The organism is Jeotgalicoccus huakuii (assembly GCF_036665975.1).
GTDB lineage: Bacteria > Bacillota > Bacilli > Staphylococcales > Salinicoccaceae > Jeotgalicoccus > Jeotgalicoccus marinus.
Genome location: NZ_JAVIYN010000003.1, coordinates 78,614 through 95,109, shown reverse-complemented (window position 1 = coordinate 95,109; position 16,496 = coordinate 78,614). Strand labels below are relative to the sequence as shown.

The window sequence follows — 16,496 nt, the reverse complement described above, 5'->3', positions numbered from 1 at the left end:
TATTGTAATACAAGTGTAAGCGTATACATTTAATTAGAGGGGGATAGACCAAATGAAGAAAGGTTTATCGATTATTATGATTTTGCTCTTGTCACTTAGCGTATTAGCTGGATGTAACTTTGAAAAGAAAGAGATTTATAACATTGCAACAGCGTCAACAGGTGGTACTTATTATCCAATTGGCGTGGGGATGGGACAACTTTGGACAGAACACTATCGTGATCAAAATATTAAATTTAATGGACAATCGTCAGCTGGTTCAGTTGAGAATATCGATTTAATGAAAAATGGAGAGGCTGATTTGTCTATTCTTCAAAATCTAATTTCAACCCAAGCTTATGAAGGGTCTGGAATATTTGAAGGTAACGAATATAAAGACTTGAGAGCGATAGGTATGATATGGCCAAATGTTGAGCACTTTGTACTTATGAATAGCGAAGTGGAAAGTGGAGATATCTCTGATATTGAGGGAACTTCATTTTCTGTTGGACCACAAGCGAGTGGGACAGAACAGTCTACTGTCACAATGATGGAAGGAATCGGTTTGACTAAAGAAGATATAAGAACTGAGTACCTTGGTTATGACGATACAATTTCTTCTATGAGAGATGGTCGTTTGAATGGTGGATCTTTACCAGCTGGAACGCCTGTATCCGCAATTACTGATATGTTTGCAAGTAACCTACAAGCAAGTATTTTAGAAGTGACAGATGAACAATTAGATCAGATTAATGAAGTCGCAAATGCTTGGTATCCATACACTATAGAAGCGGGAACATACCCGAGACAAGAAGAGGATATACAAACGATTGCTCAACCAAACGTTCTTGTGGCAACACCGGATATGGATGCTGATTTTGTATATGATTTGACTAAAATTTTGTATGAAAATCAGGAGTTTATGATTGGCGTACACAACTCTGCTCGAGAAATGAAAGTAGAAACAGCGCTAGATGGACTAAACACGCCACTACATGAAGGGGCTTATCGGTATTTTGAGGAACAAGGACTTGATATTCCGGATCATTTAAGACCGGTGGAATTAGAGGAAGGAGCTGGTTCGGATGAATAAGAATGAAGTTGAAGTTATTGAAATGTCCCCTGACGAATATCGTAAGCAAAGGTTAGAAGGTTGGCCATCTAAAGTCGCGGCAATTATTGGTATAGCTTTGGCAATATTTGTCCTTTTGACATCAAGCTACTTGAATATCCAAGAATTTTATAGAAATACGATTTTCTTGATACTGATTGTTGTACTTGGCTTCTTTATATATCCAAGTAATAAAAAGAAGCCAGGTCAAAAATTTTCCTATTTTGACTTAGCTTTAGCTGGCTTAGGTATTATTTCTATAGGATACATTACTGTAACCTATACAAATTTACATGTGGAACGTATGTCACAGGCAAACACATTAGATTACATTTTTGCAATCCTATGTATTTTAGTATTATTTGAAATTACAAGAAGGTCAATTGGTTGGTTTATTCCAATTATTAGTGTTCTCGCAATGATTTACGCAGTTTACGGTGCATATTTTCCTATTGATTTTGCACATTCTGGATTTAGCATAGAACGTTTATTGTACAGAATCTACATGACATCTAATGGTATTTTCGGAAGTACGTTATCAATTGCATCTACTTATATCGTGCTTTTTATCTTGTTTGGTTCGTTCCTAAGCGCAAGTGGAGCGAGTAAACTATTCAATGACCTAGCGCTTGCAATAGCTGGACAACGTCGAGGTGGACCTGCTCAAGTAGCAGTAATTACAAGTGCACTAACAGGCACACTAAACGGTAGTGCTGTTGCAAACGTTGCAACAACAGGTGCTTTTACAATTCCTTTAATGAAAAGTATAGGTTTAAAACCTAAATTTGCAGCCGGTGTCGAGGCTGCAGCTTCTACTGGTGGTATGATTATGCCGCCAATCATGGGAGCTGCAGCGTTTATAATGGCAGGTTTTCTTGGTGTACCTTACACTGTTGTCGTTATCGCTGGAATCATACCTGCCTTACTTTATTACTTAGCATTAATCTTTGCAGTAGATGCTGAAGCGAAAAAACATGGGCTAAAAGGTATTAGTAAGGAAAATATTCCTGAGATTAAGAAGGTGCTTTTAGAAAGAGGTGCCTTATTGATTCCGATCGTCGTTGTTTTCGCTGTGTTATTAACAGGGAGAACAGCGATAATGGCAGGATTTGCAGGTATTATTACGGCAATAATCACTTCATATTTAACTAAAGATAAAAACAATCGAGTGAATGTAAGAAAATTCTTTGAGGCATTAAGTGATGGTGCGAGAGGATCTGTTCAAGTTGCCATTGCCTGTGCATCAGTCGGTATTATTATCGCAGTCGTATCAATGAGTGGCGTTGGTTCAATGTTAGCTTACAATGTTATCGACATTGCTGGAGGTAACTTATTCTTAATTCTAATCATGGTAATGGCCACATGTATCCTTCTTAGCTTTGGGTTACCATCTACAGCATTGTATATCGTTGTTGCTGTAACTGCAGCGCCAGCTCTTGTTCAAGCAGGTGTAACGCCATTGGCTGCACACTTCTTTGTGTTCTACTTTGGAGCAATGTCGAATGTCACACCACCGGTTGCTCTTGCAGCATATACTGGAGCAGGTATTGCTAATGCAGATCCAATGAAAACATCGTGGACAGCGCTAAGACTAGCCTTACCAGGCTTTATCATACCGTTCATTATTGCTTATGATCCGATTATACTATTAGATACTTCAGAAGGACCTATTGAATACCTAAGACTTCTTGGTGTCTTGGTAACTGCAATAATAGGGGTTTATGCATTAGCTGTTGGGTTAGGGAAATTTATCAGAACTAACCTAAATATAATTGAGCAGGTATTGATGATACTTGTCGCTTTCCTTTTAATAACAACAGATCAGATGCTGGATTTAATAGGGATTGTCATATTTGTTGTCGTGATGATCATTCACTTTATGAGAAGTAGAAAAAAGGTGGAAGCGAGTAATGGACCTAATTAAAAAGGGAAAACTTTCGGACATTATATTTGAAGATTTAGAAAAACGCATAAAAGATAAAGAATACGAAGTCGGTGAAAAGCTACCTTCTGAAAATGAACTCGCAAAATTTTACAAGGTAAGTCGTGTACCAGTAAGGGAAGCTTTGAGTCGATTAGTGTCTATGGGGTATGTAGAGTCGAGCCAGGGAAAAGGTAGCTACGTTAAAACCACTTCTGTTGCTGATCAAGTTAAAGCCTATACTTATGAGAGTTTTAACAAGAAAGAATTACTCGATTTACTAGAGATGAGAACAGTTTTAGAAGTTCAGTCCGCACATCTTTCTGCATTAAGAAGGACGGAAGAAGATTTGAAGGAAATTGCTGCTGCACTTAAACATTTTAAGAAAATAACCACTAATCAGCATGTGATTGGAATGGAAGCGGACTACGACTTTCACAAGGCAATCGTTATTTCAACAAAGAATGAGTACATGATACAGACGTTCAATAATCTTCAAACAGTTCATAGAAATGCGTTGGAGTATTCATTGAAGCTCAATCTTGGAAAGCCCGAGAAAAGAGAAAGTGTATACGACGAACATGAGTTGATTTATGAAGCGATAAAAAATCAATCTCCTGAAAAAGCTGCAAAATATATGGAAACACACTTATTTAATATGAGGAGAAAGCTTGGAGACGACAGAATATAGGTGAAGTTTGATGAATGAAAAGGTAATTGAAAGATTAAGTTTAATATTTGCTGAGAGATTATTGCTTGAAATAGACGATAGAATTTCGTATGGATATGATGGCTCTTTTGGACAGTATATACCAGAGGCTGTGGTACAAGTGTTAAGTACAGAAGAAGTTAAAGAAACAGTGATTTTGGCAGATGAATACGAAGTCCCAATATATCCTAGAGGAGCAGCAACAAGCCTGTCTGGTGGACCATTACCAGTACATGGAGGGATTGTGCTCGACTTCTCTCAATGGACTCAAAAGCTAGAGATATACCCAGATGATTTACTGATAAAAGTAAGTCCTGGTGTAAAGACTGAGGATATTCATAAACTCGCTGAGTCACATAATTTGATGTATGCACCTGATCCGTCATCATCTAAAATTTGTACAATTGGTGGTAATCTCGCAGAAAATGCGGGAGGTCCTAGAGGGGTAAAGTACGGAGTGACAAAAGACTATGTAATTGGTTTAGAAGTTGTTACCGCAAAAGGTAAAGTGATTAGAACTGGCGGTAATACAGTTAAAAACGTTACAGGCTATGATCTAACAAAGTTATTAATCGGTTCAGAGGGAACGCTGGGTATAATTACAGAAGCGACTTTAAGATTAATTCCTAAACCACAAGATACCTTAACCGCAATGGCAATTTTTGATGATTTATATACTGCAGGTCAATCGATTTCAAAAATATTAACCTCCGGTGTTCGACCATCGAAAATGGAAATTCTGGATCAAAATTCAATAAATAAGGTTGAAGACTATGCTAAGCTCAATCTCCCAAGAAATGCGGCAGCTATTATCTTAATAGAAGTTGATGGTGACGAGGATGTATTACCGAAAGAACTCAATGTTATTAAAGAAGCATTGGAAAGTATTGGGGTTAATGATATTAGAATTGCAGAAAGTAAAGAAGATGAAGAAAATTTGTGGCGAGTAAGAAAGCTAGTATCACCCGCTATTGTGACAAGTGGCTATACCAAAATTTCAGAAGATGCTACAGTCCCATTGAGCAAAATACCTGACATGTTTAAAAAAATTAATGAATTAAAAAATAAATATGAATTAGATATTGTCGTGTTCGGTCACGCGGGTGATGGTAATTTGCACCCATCTATTAATACAAATATGAGGGACCAGTCAGAAGTAAGTAGGGTCGAAGATGCAATTGAAGAAATCTTTGATTATGCTATTGAACTTGGTGGTACATTATCTGGCGAACATGGAATTGGAACGATGAAACGCGCATTTTTCGAAAGAGAAGTGGGCCAAGATGGATTAGAATTACAAAAAGCGATTAAAAAAGCAATGGATCCAAAGAATATATTGAATCCAGGAAAAATATTTCCTGAAGACGGAGAAAAAAGGTTAGTGTTGCGAAATGACTAATGAACTTGTGAAAAAATTGGATTATGAAGCGACTTTCGATTGTGTGCAGTGTGGATACTGTTTACCAGCGTGTCCGACATATATAGCTTTTGAAAAAGAAAAGCACTCTCCAAGAGGTAGAATAAATCTCGTTAAGATGGCAGCTGAAGGTAAAATTACAATTGGGGATATGAAAGAAGGTATAGATCTTTGTTTAGGGTGCCGGGCGTGTGAAACAGTTTGTCCAACCAATGTTAGGTACGGTGACATTTTGATGTCGGCTGTTGAGGTTTTAAAGGAAAATAAAAAACAGAGCGTGATAGAAAAAACGAATCGAACACTGGCATTTAAAATCGCTTTAAAAAATAAAAATGTGTTGAGATTGATTAACAAAGGTTTGTATATGTATCAAATTTCTGGAGTCAAGCGCTTAACTAAAAATTATAACTTATTAAAACCAGTTCAAAAATTTAATGAGTTAAATAAAGCAATGCCTGACGTGATATTGAGTCGACGAATCAACCGTAATATTAATCCTTTTAGACGAAACAATGTATCGGTTGGATTCTTCCAAGGATGTATAATGGATTCATTTTTTGCACGAATTAATGATCTTGCCATAAAAATAATGCAAAAAAATTATGTTCAAGTCACTAACATCCCTAACCAAACATGTTGTGGGGCACTTCAACATCATGCAGGTGAGTCAAAAGACACTATAGAGCTTGCAAAGAAAAACATTGAGGCTTTTGAGAAGTATGATTTTGATTATATAGTCAATACAATTGGTGGGTGTGGAGCGACTTTAAAAGAGTACCATAAACTATTTAAGTCTGGTACAGACTGGCATAATCGAGCTTTAGCATTTACTAATAAGGTAAGAGACATATCTCAGATTCTCTCATTTTTGAATTTAGAATTTATCAACCCAATTAATAAGAATGCAGTGTATCAACCATCTTGCCATTTAGAAAATGTACAAAAAGTATTTAATGAACCTGACAAACTGATAGAGAAAATTCCCGGGCTAACATATTTACCTATGCCACAACGGTCATTATGTTGTGGTTCAGCCGGTATTTACAACATTGTTCATTATAATGAATCGATGAAAATATTAGATATGAAAATGAAAAATGTCAGAGCAACAGAACCTAATTTGATTATTACTTCAAACCCTGGCTGTCATATACAGATGCAGTTAGGCGTTGAAAGAGAAGGTTTAAGTGACGTAATAGAAGTCAAGCACTTAGTGGAAGTTATCGCAGAATCATGTGGGGTGGAAGTATAATGAGAAATGTTGATGTATTAATTGTAGGAGCGGGAATCATTGGAATGAGTACTGCTTATCATTTGTCGTTAATAGAGCCAGATAAAAAAATCGTTGTCTTGGATAAAGAATCAGGAGCAGCTAGACACCAAACAGGGCATAATAGCGGAGTCATACATTCAGGTATTTATTATAAACCGGGGTCTTACAAAGCTGAATTTGCTAGGAATGGTTCACTCTCCATGATGAATTTCTGTCGTGATCATAAAATCGACTATAATCAATGTGGAAAGGTAATTGTTGCCACTGAGGAAGAAGAGTTAGAACGACTTCACAACCTTTATAAAAGAGGATTGGAAAACGGCTTAGATGTGGAATTACTGTCTGCGGAAAAAGTGAGAGAAATAGAACCATTTGTGAACACTGTTGGTGGTATACATGTAAAAAATACTGGGATTGTGGATTATAAAAAAGTGACTGAAAAATTTGGTGAATTATTTATTAACAACGGTGGGAATGTCATTTATAACAGTGAAGTGACTTCGGTAGATCCTATGGATAATCATGTAGTGATACACACTAAAAACCAATCCTTTAAGGCAAAATATTTTATTAATTGTGCTGGTCTTTATAGCGATAAACTAGCAAAAATGAGTGGTATTAAATCTGATGTAAAAATCATTCCATTTAGAGGGGAATACTTTGAATTAAGCCGTGAAACAGAAAAGTATGTAAAAACTTTAATCTATCCTGTTCCTAACCCTGAATTACCATTTCTAGGTGTCCACTTCACTAATATGATTTCAGGTGGTGTTGATGTTGGACCAAATGCTGTGCTTGGACTAAAAAAAGAGGCTTATAAGAAAGTTGGTTTTGATAGAAGTGAAACGTTAGAGATTTTAACGTTTCCTGGACTTTACCGAATGGGGATAAAGAATATCAAAGAGGGTGTGGGTGAGTACTATCGATCATTCAATAAAAAAGCCTTTGTAAAAGCTGCTAAAAAATTAATACCATTGTTGAAAGCTGAAGATATTACACCAATGGAAGCGGGTGTGAGAGCCCAAGCGATGAAACCGGATGGTACCTTATTAGATGATTTTTACTTTGAGGAAAATGATTACTCAGTTCATGTATTAAATGCACCTTCACCTGCAGCTACGTGTTCAATAGAAATTGGAAAAGAAATTGCCAGAAGATTCCAGGATAAAGTTAATAAAAAATAATTTCAAAAGTAGAAAACCCGAGTCATTGTAAGACTCGGGTTTTTGTATAAAGTAGGGTCTGTGCCGGTAAATGAGCGAACTTATTGACTTTTAAAATCAAAATACCGGTCAATGAACAACATTATAATCCATTCATAAATCGCTCTAATCGATCCATACCTTCTTCTAAAACTTCCATAGAGCTAGCAAATGAGATGCGAATATGTCCTTTACCGTATTCTGAAAAAGCCGAACCTGGCACGACAGCCATATGTTCTTTTTCTAAGAGCTTAACTGCAAATTCCCAGTCGTCTATTCCAGTGTGTGTGATGCTCGGGAAAATATAAAAAGCACCACCGGGTGTTTTGACGTCACAACCCATCGCTTTAAGTCGTTCGCATATATAGTCACGACGCTTGAGGTAAGCTTCGTTCATTACTTTAGGGTAATCAATGGCACCTGTCAGTGCTTCTATAGCAGCATATTGACTCGGTACAGTAGCGCAGATGGAGTTACTTAAATGTACTTTTAAAATTTCATCACTTAAATACTTTGGTGATAGGGTGTAACCGATTCTCCATCCAGTCATCGAGTGAGATTTTGAAACGCCATGAATAATAATCGTCTTGTCTCTTATACTATTAAAGCTTCCAAATGAAATATGCTTCCCTTCATAAACATTCTCACTATATATTTCATCACTAATTAAAAAAACATCTTTTTGCTCAATAAAGTTCACAATGGCTTGTATATCTTTTTCATCTAGGGAAGCGCCTGTAGGATTGGATGGATAGTTTAAAAGAATAGCTTTTGTATGATCTGTCATTAATGCTTCTAGTTTATCTATTGAGGGTATGAAGTCACTATCAGAAACATCTAAGTATTGAACAACTCCGCCGTTTAATTCTATTAATGATTCATAAGCAGGATAGGCTGGTGCTGTGATAATCACTTCATCACCTTCAACGAGTAATGTACGGAGTGTTGAGTCTAGCGCTTCGCTTGCACCACTTGTAATCACGACTTCATCAACTGAATAGGTTGCTTGATATTTATTTTCAAAAAACTCAGCAACGGCTTGTCGTAACTCAACCATCCCGGCATTTAATGAATAACCAGTATGGTTGTCGTTAATGGCTTGTATTGCAGCAGCTTTCACACTATCTGGTGTTGGGAAGTCTGGTTGTCCGATTGTAAGATTAATACCGTCATCCATTTGTTGGACTTGGTTAGAAAAAACTCTGATGCCTGGTGTTGATAGTGCTGTGGCGCGTGGATTAATTGTTGGCATATGTATCACTCCTGAAATATATCTTTCATTTATTATAGGAGTCCTTTAAGGCGGAAAGCAAATCGAATTGATAATTGTATATAATTTCATAATAATGTATAGTTATTAATAAATAAGGGGGATTGCTTGTGAAGCAATACATATTTTTAATAGTGTTAAGTGGATTGGTTGTATTTCTAAGTGCATGTAGTAATGATGAAGAAACGGTAACTTTGCAGTTTGGCCATGCCTTACCTGAAGATACCGAACAAGCTAAGAAGATTGAGGAAATGGGGGAATCGGTAGAAAGGCAAACTGAAGGTCGAGTTAAGTTTGAAATCTATCCGAACTCACAGCTTGGTAGTGAGACAGAAATGCTCCAACAGCTTGATGTTGGTGCAATGAATGGGTTAGCGATCATGGTGGGTTCGATGCAGACCATGGATATGCGGTTAGCCATTGAAGATTTACCTTATATGTGGCCGAGTGAAAAAGAAGCGAGACTTGCCTACGAAGGCGAGTTCGGTGACTATTTAGCAGATATTGTCGAAACATATGATATGCATACAGCAGGATACATGGAATGGGGATTTCGTCATATGACGAACAATGAGGGCCCGATTGTTGAACCGGAGGATTTAAAGGGGATGAATATTCGTGTCGCTGAAACAGCACTTCGTGTAGATACATTTGAAACTGTTGGTGCACTTCCGACAGTCATGGCCTTCAGTGAAGTATATGGGGCGCTTCAACAAGGCGCTTTAGATGCCCAAGAAAATCCTCTCGCTAATATCGTTGCCCCAAGATTTAATGAAGTACAAGATTATCTCTCTTTAACCGGTCACTTTTATAACACATTGATGATTGTCTTTGATGATGAATCTTGGAATGAAATTAGTTCCAACGATCAAAAAATTATCATTGAAGAGATTGATAAAGTATCAAAAGACATTCAAGTAACTAACGATGATACGGAACAAGAACATATCGATTTTCTTGCAGAAAATGGTATGGAAGTAAATAATGATGTGAACAAAGAAGCGTTCAGAGAAGCGATGTTGCCCGTCTATCAAAAGTGGGAAGATGAAGTGTTTGGTCAAGAAATGATGGACATTTATAGAGAAAATTCTGGATGGGAGGCAGACCAATGATTGCTAAATTTATTGTAAAAGTTTTGTATGTCACCTGTGCAGTCGTGATTGGGATTTTAGCGCTGATTGTTTTAACTCAAGTGGTTTCCAGATTCTTTAATTATTCTCTCCCAGGAACAGAAGAGTTATCACGTCTTTTCATTGTATGGATGACATTTTTAGGTTCGAGTATTGCAGTCTATGAACGTGGGCACCTGGCTGTAAATTTCTTTGTTAAAAAATCAAATGATAAGATCAGACCCTATCTATATTTAATTGTGAATATTATTCTAGGATTGTTCTTTTTAATTCTGACAGTTTACGGTTTTATTTTTTCTTACCAGTCCTTAGACTTTACCTCATCAACCTTGCAATTACCGATGACAATTTTCTACTTAGCAATTCCGGTGAGTAGTTTGCTCTCAACGTATTTCATTATACAGAATTTCTGGCTACCTCAAGATGAAAGTGAGGCGGTTTGATGTTAGCTATTTCAATGTTGATATTATTCTTTGTCTTACTGTTTCTAGGTATGCCAATTGGCTTTGTAATCGGTATTGTCGGTTTAACGATGCTAATTATTGCAGATGTCCCCTTGGAAATTATAATCCAGCGATCATTTGCAGGTGTAAATAACTTTTCTTACTTAGCACTACCGTTATTTGTTCTTGCTGGTAATATCATGGGTAAGGGGGGCTTAACACGTCGTTTGATGGCCTTTGCCAATGTATTTACAAGAAAATTAACAGGTGGTACTGGTATTACGACTGTTTTAACGACTGCCTTATTCAGCTCAGTATCAGGATCCACCGTCGCGACGACTTACGCTGTCGGTTCCGTCTTAGTCCCAAGACTAAAAGAGGAAAAGTACTCTAATTCATTTATAGCGTCAATTATTGGACCAGCAGGCGTTTTAGGATTGATCATTCCACCGAGTATCACCATGGTTATACTCGGTATAACGGCGAATATTTCTATTGGTGATTTATTCATAGCAGGAATTCTACCCGGACTCATATTAACAGTCGCACTATCAACATATGTATGGTATATGAGTAAAAGAGCAGGTTTTGGAAACAGAACTGAAGATAAGATCACTAGTAAAGAATTTTGGAAGGTAACGCGCCAAGCATTCTTTCCTTTATTAACACCAATTTTTATATTAGGTAGTATCTTCTCAGGTTATGCCACAGCAACAGAAGCAGCAGTTGTTGCAGTTGTGTACGGCTTTATACTAACCTTAATATATAAAGAATTATCATTTAACAAACTTAAAACAATATTAGCAGATTCAGCAGTTACTTCAGCAGTGATTTTAATGATTATTTCAATGGCGAATGTCTTTACATATGTACTGACTATTAATCATATCCCTGAAGCAGTATCTGGATTTTTCTTAGGCTTTGCAGAGTCACCACTTATATTTTTAGTAGTTGTATCAGTCATACTATTATTCCTAGGTATGTTAACAGAAGTCACCTCTTTAATTGTACTATTAACACCAATCTTTATGCCGATTGCTGTAGAATTTGGCTTGGATCCAATCCACTTCGGAATGGTGATGATCATAAATTTTGCCCTCGCGAACGTGACGCCACCAGTTGGTCTATCATTAATTGCTGGTGCCTCAGTAACGGACCGAAAGATGGGAATAGAAGATACACTGCCCTATATCTTGCACGTGTTCTTTATTATCGCAGTAATGGTGTTATTAATTATATTCGTACCAAGCATTTCAACGTTTTTACCTAACTTACTTGGAGGAAAGTAAATGATTATTAAAGGTGAAGAAACAAAAGAGATAAAAAATAAATTTGGTGGAAAAGGGAGTATCTTTTCTAAATCTTATATACAAAAGAATGATTTTGAGGGTATAGATAAAGTACTGGAGATTGTTCTCGGACCACATGCTTCTATTGGCTACCATCAACATCAAGAAGATAGTGAAATTTATCATATTATAAGTGGGAATGGAGAATTTCAAGATGCGGATGGTGAATACAAACCAGTAGGTCCTGGGGACTGCTGCATCATTACAAAGGGGCAATCTCATGGGTTGGTTAATTTATCTGAGAAACCTTTAAAGATGATGGCAATTGTTTTTTAAAAGGAGAGATACTATGCAAGATGTACAGAAGCTTTATGATGCTAGGGTAAGTGGAAATATGTTAACACCGGGGCAAGATATAGAAATCGACTCTGTTGAAGCGGCTTATGAAGTTCAGGATGAACTATTAAAGATGCAAGGTGATAGTGCTATAGGCTATAAAATTTCTATGACAAGTCCAGAAACGCAAAACCTGTTTGATAGTCATGAGCCAGTTTATGGACCCTTTACTACTAGACAGGTAATCAGGGAATTATCTTTAAAAGATTACAATGTGCCACTCGCAGAATTAGAACTTGTTTTTTATGTTAACGAAGACTTATCTGTTGATGATGATGCAACAAGTATTATAGAAAAATGTGATGTTGCCCCAGCCATAGAGATTCCTGATGGCCGTTATGATGATTGGTTTCCTAACATTTCAAAATACGAAGTTGTTGCAGATTGTGCAGTCTCAGGTGCGATTGTAATCGGAGAAAGAAGGAAAGCGACTTATAATGAGCTGGATAAAATCCAAGGGCAACTGTATTTAGATAGTGAAGTTGTTAAAAGTGGAGATAGCTCAGAAGTCATGGATCACCCAGTTAATGCTGTGCTGTGGCTAATTGAAAAACTAAATTCGCAAGGTAAAACTTTAAGGGCAGGTCAATTTGTCTCATCAGGAACATTCATCTTACCTATTAAACTAGAGGTTGGAGAATACAAAGCAGAATTTGATGGCATAGGTACTGTAAGCTTTAAAGTGAGTGAATAAATAATTGTAAAAAGCTCGGAGAAATTTTTCTCCGAGTTTTTTACACTAACGTTTACCAACCGCGATCTGACATGCGTTCTTCTAGCGAAAGAATATGCACATCAAGACCAGGCATTGCTGAACCGAGTTCTTTTGATAGTTCGCCAATCATTTTGTAATCATTGTAGTTTTCTACAGCTTGAACAATTGCTTTGGCATATTTTTCAGGGTGCTCTGATTTAAAGATACCTGAACCGACAAAGACACCATCTGCACCGAGTTCCATCATTAAAGCTGCATCTTGTGGTGTTGCTACGCCTCCAGCTGCGAAGTTTGTTATCGGTAATTTCCCTGATGCTTTAATTTGTTGTAACACATGATACGGTGCACCTAAGTCTTTTGATGCAGTCATCAGCTCATCATCATTCATACTTACAATTTGCTTAACCTGTTGATTCACTAATCTTAGGTGACGAACGGCTTCAACAATATTACCAGTACCTGGTTCACCTTTTGTTCTTAACATAGATGCCCCTTCGCCTATACGTCTCGCTGCTTCTCCTAAATCTTTACACCCACAAACAAATGGTGCCTTATACTGATCTTTTTTGAGATGAAACTCTTCATCTGCAGGCGTAAGCACTTCGGACTCGTCTATGTAATCGATACCCATTGCTTCTAATACCCTCGCTTCAACAATGTGTCCGATACGACATTTGGCCATTACAGGTATAGATACAGCATTAATGACTTCCTCAACAATTTTTGGGTCGCAAGCACGTGCAACGCCGCCTTCTGCTCTAATATCTGATGGCACACGCTCTAAAGCCATGACTGCAACAGCACCAGCGGCTTCAGCAATTTTTGCTTGTTCAGCATTGACGACATCCATGATGACGCCACCTTTTAATTTCTCTGCTAAGTTCATCTAAACAACCTCTTTTCTTTAAATTAATATCAGTTTAATCCATAATCTGATATTCTATAAGTATCAAATTAAAAGAAAAATTAGGGGTCAGATTATGTTTATCGACTTAAAAAAGAATAGCAAGGTAGCGCTATACGAACAGTTATATACAGATATTAAAACTAAAATTTTAGATGGTCGCTTACATGCGAATGCTAAATTGCCGAGTAAACGTCAGTTGAGTCAAGATGTGTCGATTAGCATTACAACAGTGGAACGTGCATATAATCTACTGGTTGAAGAAAACTTAATCTCTTCTAAGGAAAAAAGTGGACATTACGTCGTGCCAACAGAAGCATTAAAAATACAGAGCAAACCACTCATATCAGTTAAAAAGCCAGTATTTAATAAAATGGAGTTTCCTCTAGGGGAGGTGGATACTTCCATTGTTCAAAATGACGTTATTAAACAATTGAGCAATGATGTATTTCAAGATCGGTCACTACTCAACAGTGGGGATAAGAGTGGAGAAGCAGAATTGAAATCAGCCATAAGAGAATACTTATATGTGAACAGGGGGGTACAGTGTACTGATGACCAGGTTTTCATAGGGCCTTCGACAGAATACTTACTTGAACAGGTGTTTTACCTGCTAGATTACCCTGCAGTCACGTTAGAAGACCCCTCATATCCTGTGGTTAAGAATGTCTTAACTCGGTTGAAAATATCATATAATACTGCAGGAGTTAATACAGATGGTATTGATCTGAAGGCGGTAAAAAAATACAATAATAAAATTGTTCACATTACACCATCTCATCAATTTCCAAGTGGTGTCGTCATGTCTTTAAACAAGAGAATTCAACTACTAAATCTACTGAGTGATACTGAAAATTATGTAATTGAAGACGATTACGATAGCGAATTTCGATACACTGGCCGACCATTATCTTCCCTTCAAGGTTTAGACCAAAATAACAAGACCATTTATATCAATACATTCTCTAAATCAATTTACCCTTCCTTACGTATTGCTGTCATGGTCTTACCTCCGGAGCTCGCAGAGAAATACTATGACAAAGGTCTGTCTTGTAATGTATCTAGGCAGATGCAACATATTGTTGCGAAATTTATAGAAGGACAATATCTTGTTCGACATATTAATAGAGTAAGAAAATTCTACGGAAAAAAGATGGAAGTTATAATAGAATCCTTAAAGAATAAACATCCTGAAGTTGATTTAAGCGGCTATCATACAGGTATGCATTTTGTAGCAAAATTGAAAGGGGTGGATCTGCGACAATTAGCAAAAGAACATCTTATCATTTCCATGGCAGACTACACTGAAAATAGGGTCGGAACTGATACGGTACTTATTGGTGTTGGCTCAAAAGATGAAAAAGAAATCATCAATAAGCTCGATTATTTTTTTCAAGAAGCAAAAAAGAAGGTCAGAGCAAAAAACTAGCTCTGACCTTCGTCAATATATTATTTCACTGTGGAAGTAACTTCAAAAACCCATCCATGTTTGTCTTCTAGTTTGCGTGTTTGAATACCTGTTAAATTCTCATAAAGTTGTTGTGTAACTTCACCGATTTCGTTATTGTTCACACGGTAATCTTTCCCATGAATATTCATTATACCCACTGGAGAGACAACAGCTGCTGTGCCCGCTCCGAATACCTCTGTAATGGAACCATCGGTTAGACCTTTTTCAACATCATTGATATGAATGCGTTCTTCAACAACTTCATATCCTAAGTCACGAGCAAGCGTAATTAGAGAATTTCTAGTAATTCCAGGGAGGATTGAACCGTTTAATTCAGGTGTAACAAGTTGACCATCTCTAACGAAGAAAATGTTCATACTGCCTACTTCTTCAACGTATTCTTGATGCACACCATCTAACCAAAGCACTTGTTCATAACCAAGGTCGTTGGCTTTTTGCTGAGCGGTCAAACTCGCAGCATAGTTACCTGCAAACTTCGCTTCACCAACGCCACCACGTACGGCACGTACATAATGATCCTCAACATAGATACTTGTCGGATTTAGCTGTGCGCCGTAATAACCTGCTACCGGGGAAAGTACAATAAGCATTTTATATGATTTCGCTGGACGGATTCCAAGGTAAGATTCATCTGCAAAAACAAAAGGGCGAATATATAGGGCTTGGTTTTCACCATCTGGTACCCAATCATGTTCGATTTTAAGTAATTCTCTAAGAGCACTTAGGGCAAATTCCTCATCTATTTTTGGCATCGACATGCGTTCTAAAGACCGATTTAATCGTTTAAAGTTTTCATCTGGACGGAACAAAGTTACTTCTCCGTCAACATTATATGCTTTTAAGCCTTCAAAAACTGTTTGTCCGTAATGAAGGGCTTGTGCACTAGGTGAGATTTCAAATGGTGCATATGGGACGATGCTTGCATTATGCCATCCCATCTCTGCAGTGTAGTCCATAATGAACATGTGATCGGTAAAATATGAGCCGAAAGGAATCCCAGCGACCTCAGGCTTTTCTTTTAAATTTTGTGATTTAATAATTTGTAATTGCTGTGTCATAATTGGGCCTCCTAAATAATATAAGTTAAATAATTTGAAAATTGTTCTCATTGTAACAAGGCTAGATTAAAAAGGCAATATATTATCAGATAATTTAGAATTAAAGATAAATTATATTAATCATACTAAAGTAATATGGTATATTTTTATATTAAATGTACAATGGAGTTATAAAGCTTTTTTTATTAGTAAAAGTTAGGGGAATTAA

At 37.0% G+C, this 16,496-nt stretch carries 15 protein-coding genes; 12 read left to right on the top strand and 3 right to left on the bottom strand.

All coding sequences use genetic code 11. The features are described from left to right. The first annotated feature begins 52 nt into the window (after window positions 1-52). Genes V6E76_RS02435 through lhgD form a run of 6 tightly spaced genes read left to right on the top strand, consistent with a single transcriptional unit; the run spans window position 53 to window position 7,594 of the window. Window positions 53-1,072 carry a TAXI family TRAP transporter solute-binding subunit gene (locus V6E76_RS02435; protein WP_247348602.1) on the top strand — a complete coding sequence of 340 codons (1,020 nt, stop codon included), beginning with the start codon at window positions 53-55 and terminating at the stop codon, window positions 1,070-1,072. After that, window positions 1,065-3,014 (top strand): TRAP transporter permease, encoded by a 1,950-nt coding sequence (locus tag V6E76_RS02430; protein WP_247348591.1) that lies wholly within the window; start codon window positions 1,065-1,067, stop codon window positions 3,012-3,014. The genes V6E76_RS02435 and V6E76_RS02430 overlap by 8 nt, the downstream gene beginning before the upstream one ends. Then, the gene (locus V6E76_RS02425) at window positions 3,001-3,702 is read left to right on the top strand and encodes a FadR/GntR family transcriptional regulator (RefSeq protein ID WP_247348589.1); all 702 of its coding nucleotides are present in this window, start codon (window positions 3,001-3,003) and stop codon (window positions 3,700-3,702) included. The genes V6E76_RS02430 and V6E76_RS02425 overlap by 14 nt, the downstream gene beginning before the upstream one ends. Window positions 3,703-3,712: 10 nt before the next feature. Further along, window positions 3,713-5,119: an FAD-linked oxidase C-terminal domain-containing protein gene (locus V6E76_RS02420; protein ID WP_247348587.1), complete on the top strand. Its 1,407-nt coding sequence runs from the start codon at window positions 3,713-3,715 to the stop codon at window positions 5,117-5,119. Continuing rightward, window positions 5,112-6,389: a (Fe-S)-binding protein gene (locus V6E76_RS02415; RefSeq protein WP_247348585.1), complete on the top strand. Its 1,278-nt coding sequence runs from the start codon at window positions 5,112-5,114 to the stop codon at window positions 6,387-6,389. Before V6E76_RS02420 ends, V6E76_RS02415 begins: the two co-directional genes overlap by 8 nt. Continuing rightward, complete coding sequence (gene lhgD / locus V6E76_RS02410) at window positions 6,389-7,594, top strand: L-2-hydroxyglutarate dehydrogenase (protein WP_247348583.1); 1,206 nt, start codon at window positions 6,389-6,391, stop codon at window positions 7,592-7,594. The genes V6E76_RS02415 and lhgD overlap by 1 nt, the downstream gene beginning before the upstream one ends. A 121-nt stretch (window positions 7,595-7,715) precedes the next feature. Here the strand turns inward: lhgD and V6E76_RS02405 are convergent, their stop codons facing one another. Then, a complete protein-coding gene (locus V6E76_RS02405) occupies window positions 7,716-8,864 on the bottom strand; it encodes an aminotransferase class I/II-fold pyridoxal phosphate-dependent enzyme (protein WP_247348581.1) in 1,149 nt (382 codons plus the stop codon). A 128-nt stretch (window positions 8,865-8,992) separates the two neighbouring features. Between V6E76_RS02405 and V6E76_RS02400 the strand changes: the two genes are divergently transcribed. The 5 genes from V6E76_RS02400 to V6E76_RS02380 are packed head-to-tail and all read left to right on the top strand — an operon-like array spanning window position 8,993 to window position 12,834. Further along, a complete protein-coding gene (locus V6E76_RS02400) occupies window positions 8,993-9,994 on the top strand; it encodes a DctP family TRAP transporter solute-binding subunit (protein ID WP_247348579.1) in 1,002 nt (333 codons plus the stop codon). Next, window positions 9,991-10,455, top strand: coding sequence for a TRAP transporter small permease (locus tag V6E76_RS02395; RefSeq protein ID WP_035855649.1), 465 nt, complete (start codon window positions 9,991-9,993; stop codon window positions 10,453-10,455). The genes V6E76_RS02400 and V6E76_RS02395 overlap by 4 nt, the downstream gene beginning before the upstream one ends. Continuing rightward, the gene (locus tag V6E76_RS02390; RefSeq protein WP_247348577.1) at window positions 10,455-11,744 is read left to right on the top strand and encodes a TRAP transporter large permease; all 1,290 of its coding nucleotides are present in this window, start codon (window positions 10,455-10,457) and stop codon (window positions 11,742-11,744) included. Before V6E76_RS02395 ends, V6E76_RS02390 begins: the two co-directional genes overlap by 1 nt. Next, on the top strand, window positions 11,745-12,080 hold the full coding sequence (locus tag V6E76_RS02385; protein WP_026866052.1) for a cupin domain-containing protein: 336 nt from the start codon (window positions 11,745-11,747) through the stop codon (window positions 12,078-12,080). A 13-nt stretch (window positions 12,081-12,093) separates the two neighbouring features. Further along, a complete protein-coding gene (locus V6E76_RS02380; RefSeq protein ID WP_247348575.1) occupies window positions 12,094-12,834 on the top strand; it encodes a 2-keto-4-pentenoate hydratase in 741 nt (246 codons plus the stop codon). A gap of 52 nt (window positions 12,835-12,886) precedes the next feature. Here V6E76_RS02380 and pdxS read toward each other — a convergent pair whose 3' ends face one another. Continuing rightward, window positions 12,887-13,741 (bottom strand): pyridoxal 5'-phosphate synthase lyase subunit PdxS, encoded by an 855-nt coding sequence (gene pdxS / locus V6E76_RS02375; RefSeq protein ID WP_247348573.1) that lies wholly within the window; start codon window positions 13,739-13,741, stop codon window positions 12,887-12,889. A 94-nt stretch (window positions 13,742-13,835) separates the two neighbouring features. Between pdxS and pdxR the strand changes: the two genes are divergently transcribed. Then, the gene (gene pdxR, locus V6E76_RS02370) at window positions 13,836-15,188 is read left to right on the top strand and encodes a MocR-like pyridoxine biosynthesis transcription factor PdxR (protein ID WP_026866049.1); all 1,353 of its coding nucleotides are present in this window, start codon (window positions 13,836-13,838) and stop codon (window positions 15,186-15,188) included. Window positions 15,189-15,208: 20 nt separating this feature from the next. Here the strand turns inward: pdxR and V6E76_RS02365 are convergent, their stop codons facing one another. Continuing rightward, the gene (locus V6E76_RS02365) at window positions 15,209-16,288 is read right to left on the bottom strand and encodes a branched-chain amino acid aminotransferase (RefSeq protein WP_026866048.1); all 1,080 of its coding nucleotides are present in this window, start codon (window positions 16,286-16,288) and stop codon (window positions 15,209-15,211) included. Between the last annotated feature and the right edge of the window lie 208 nt (window positions 16,289-16,496).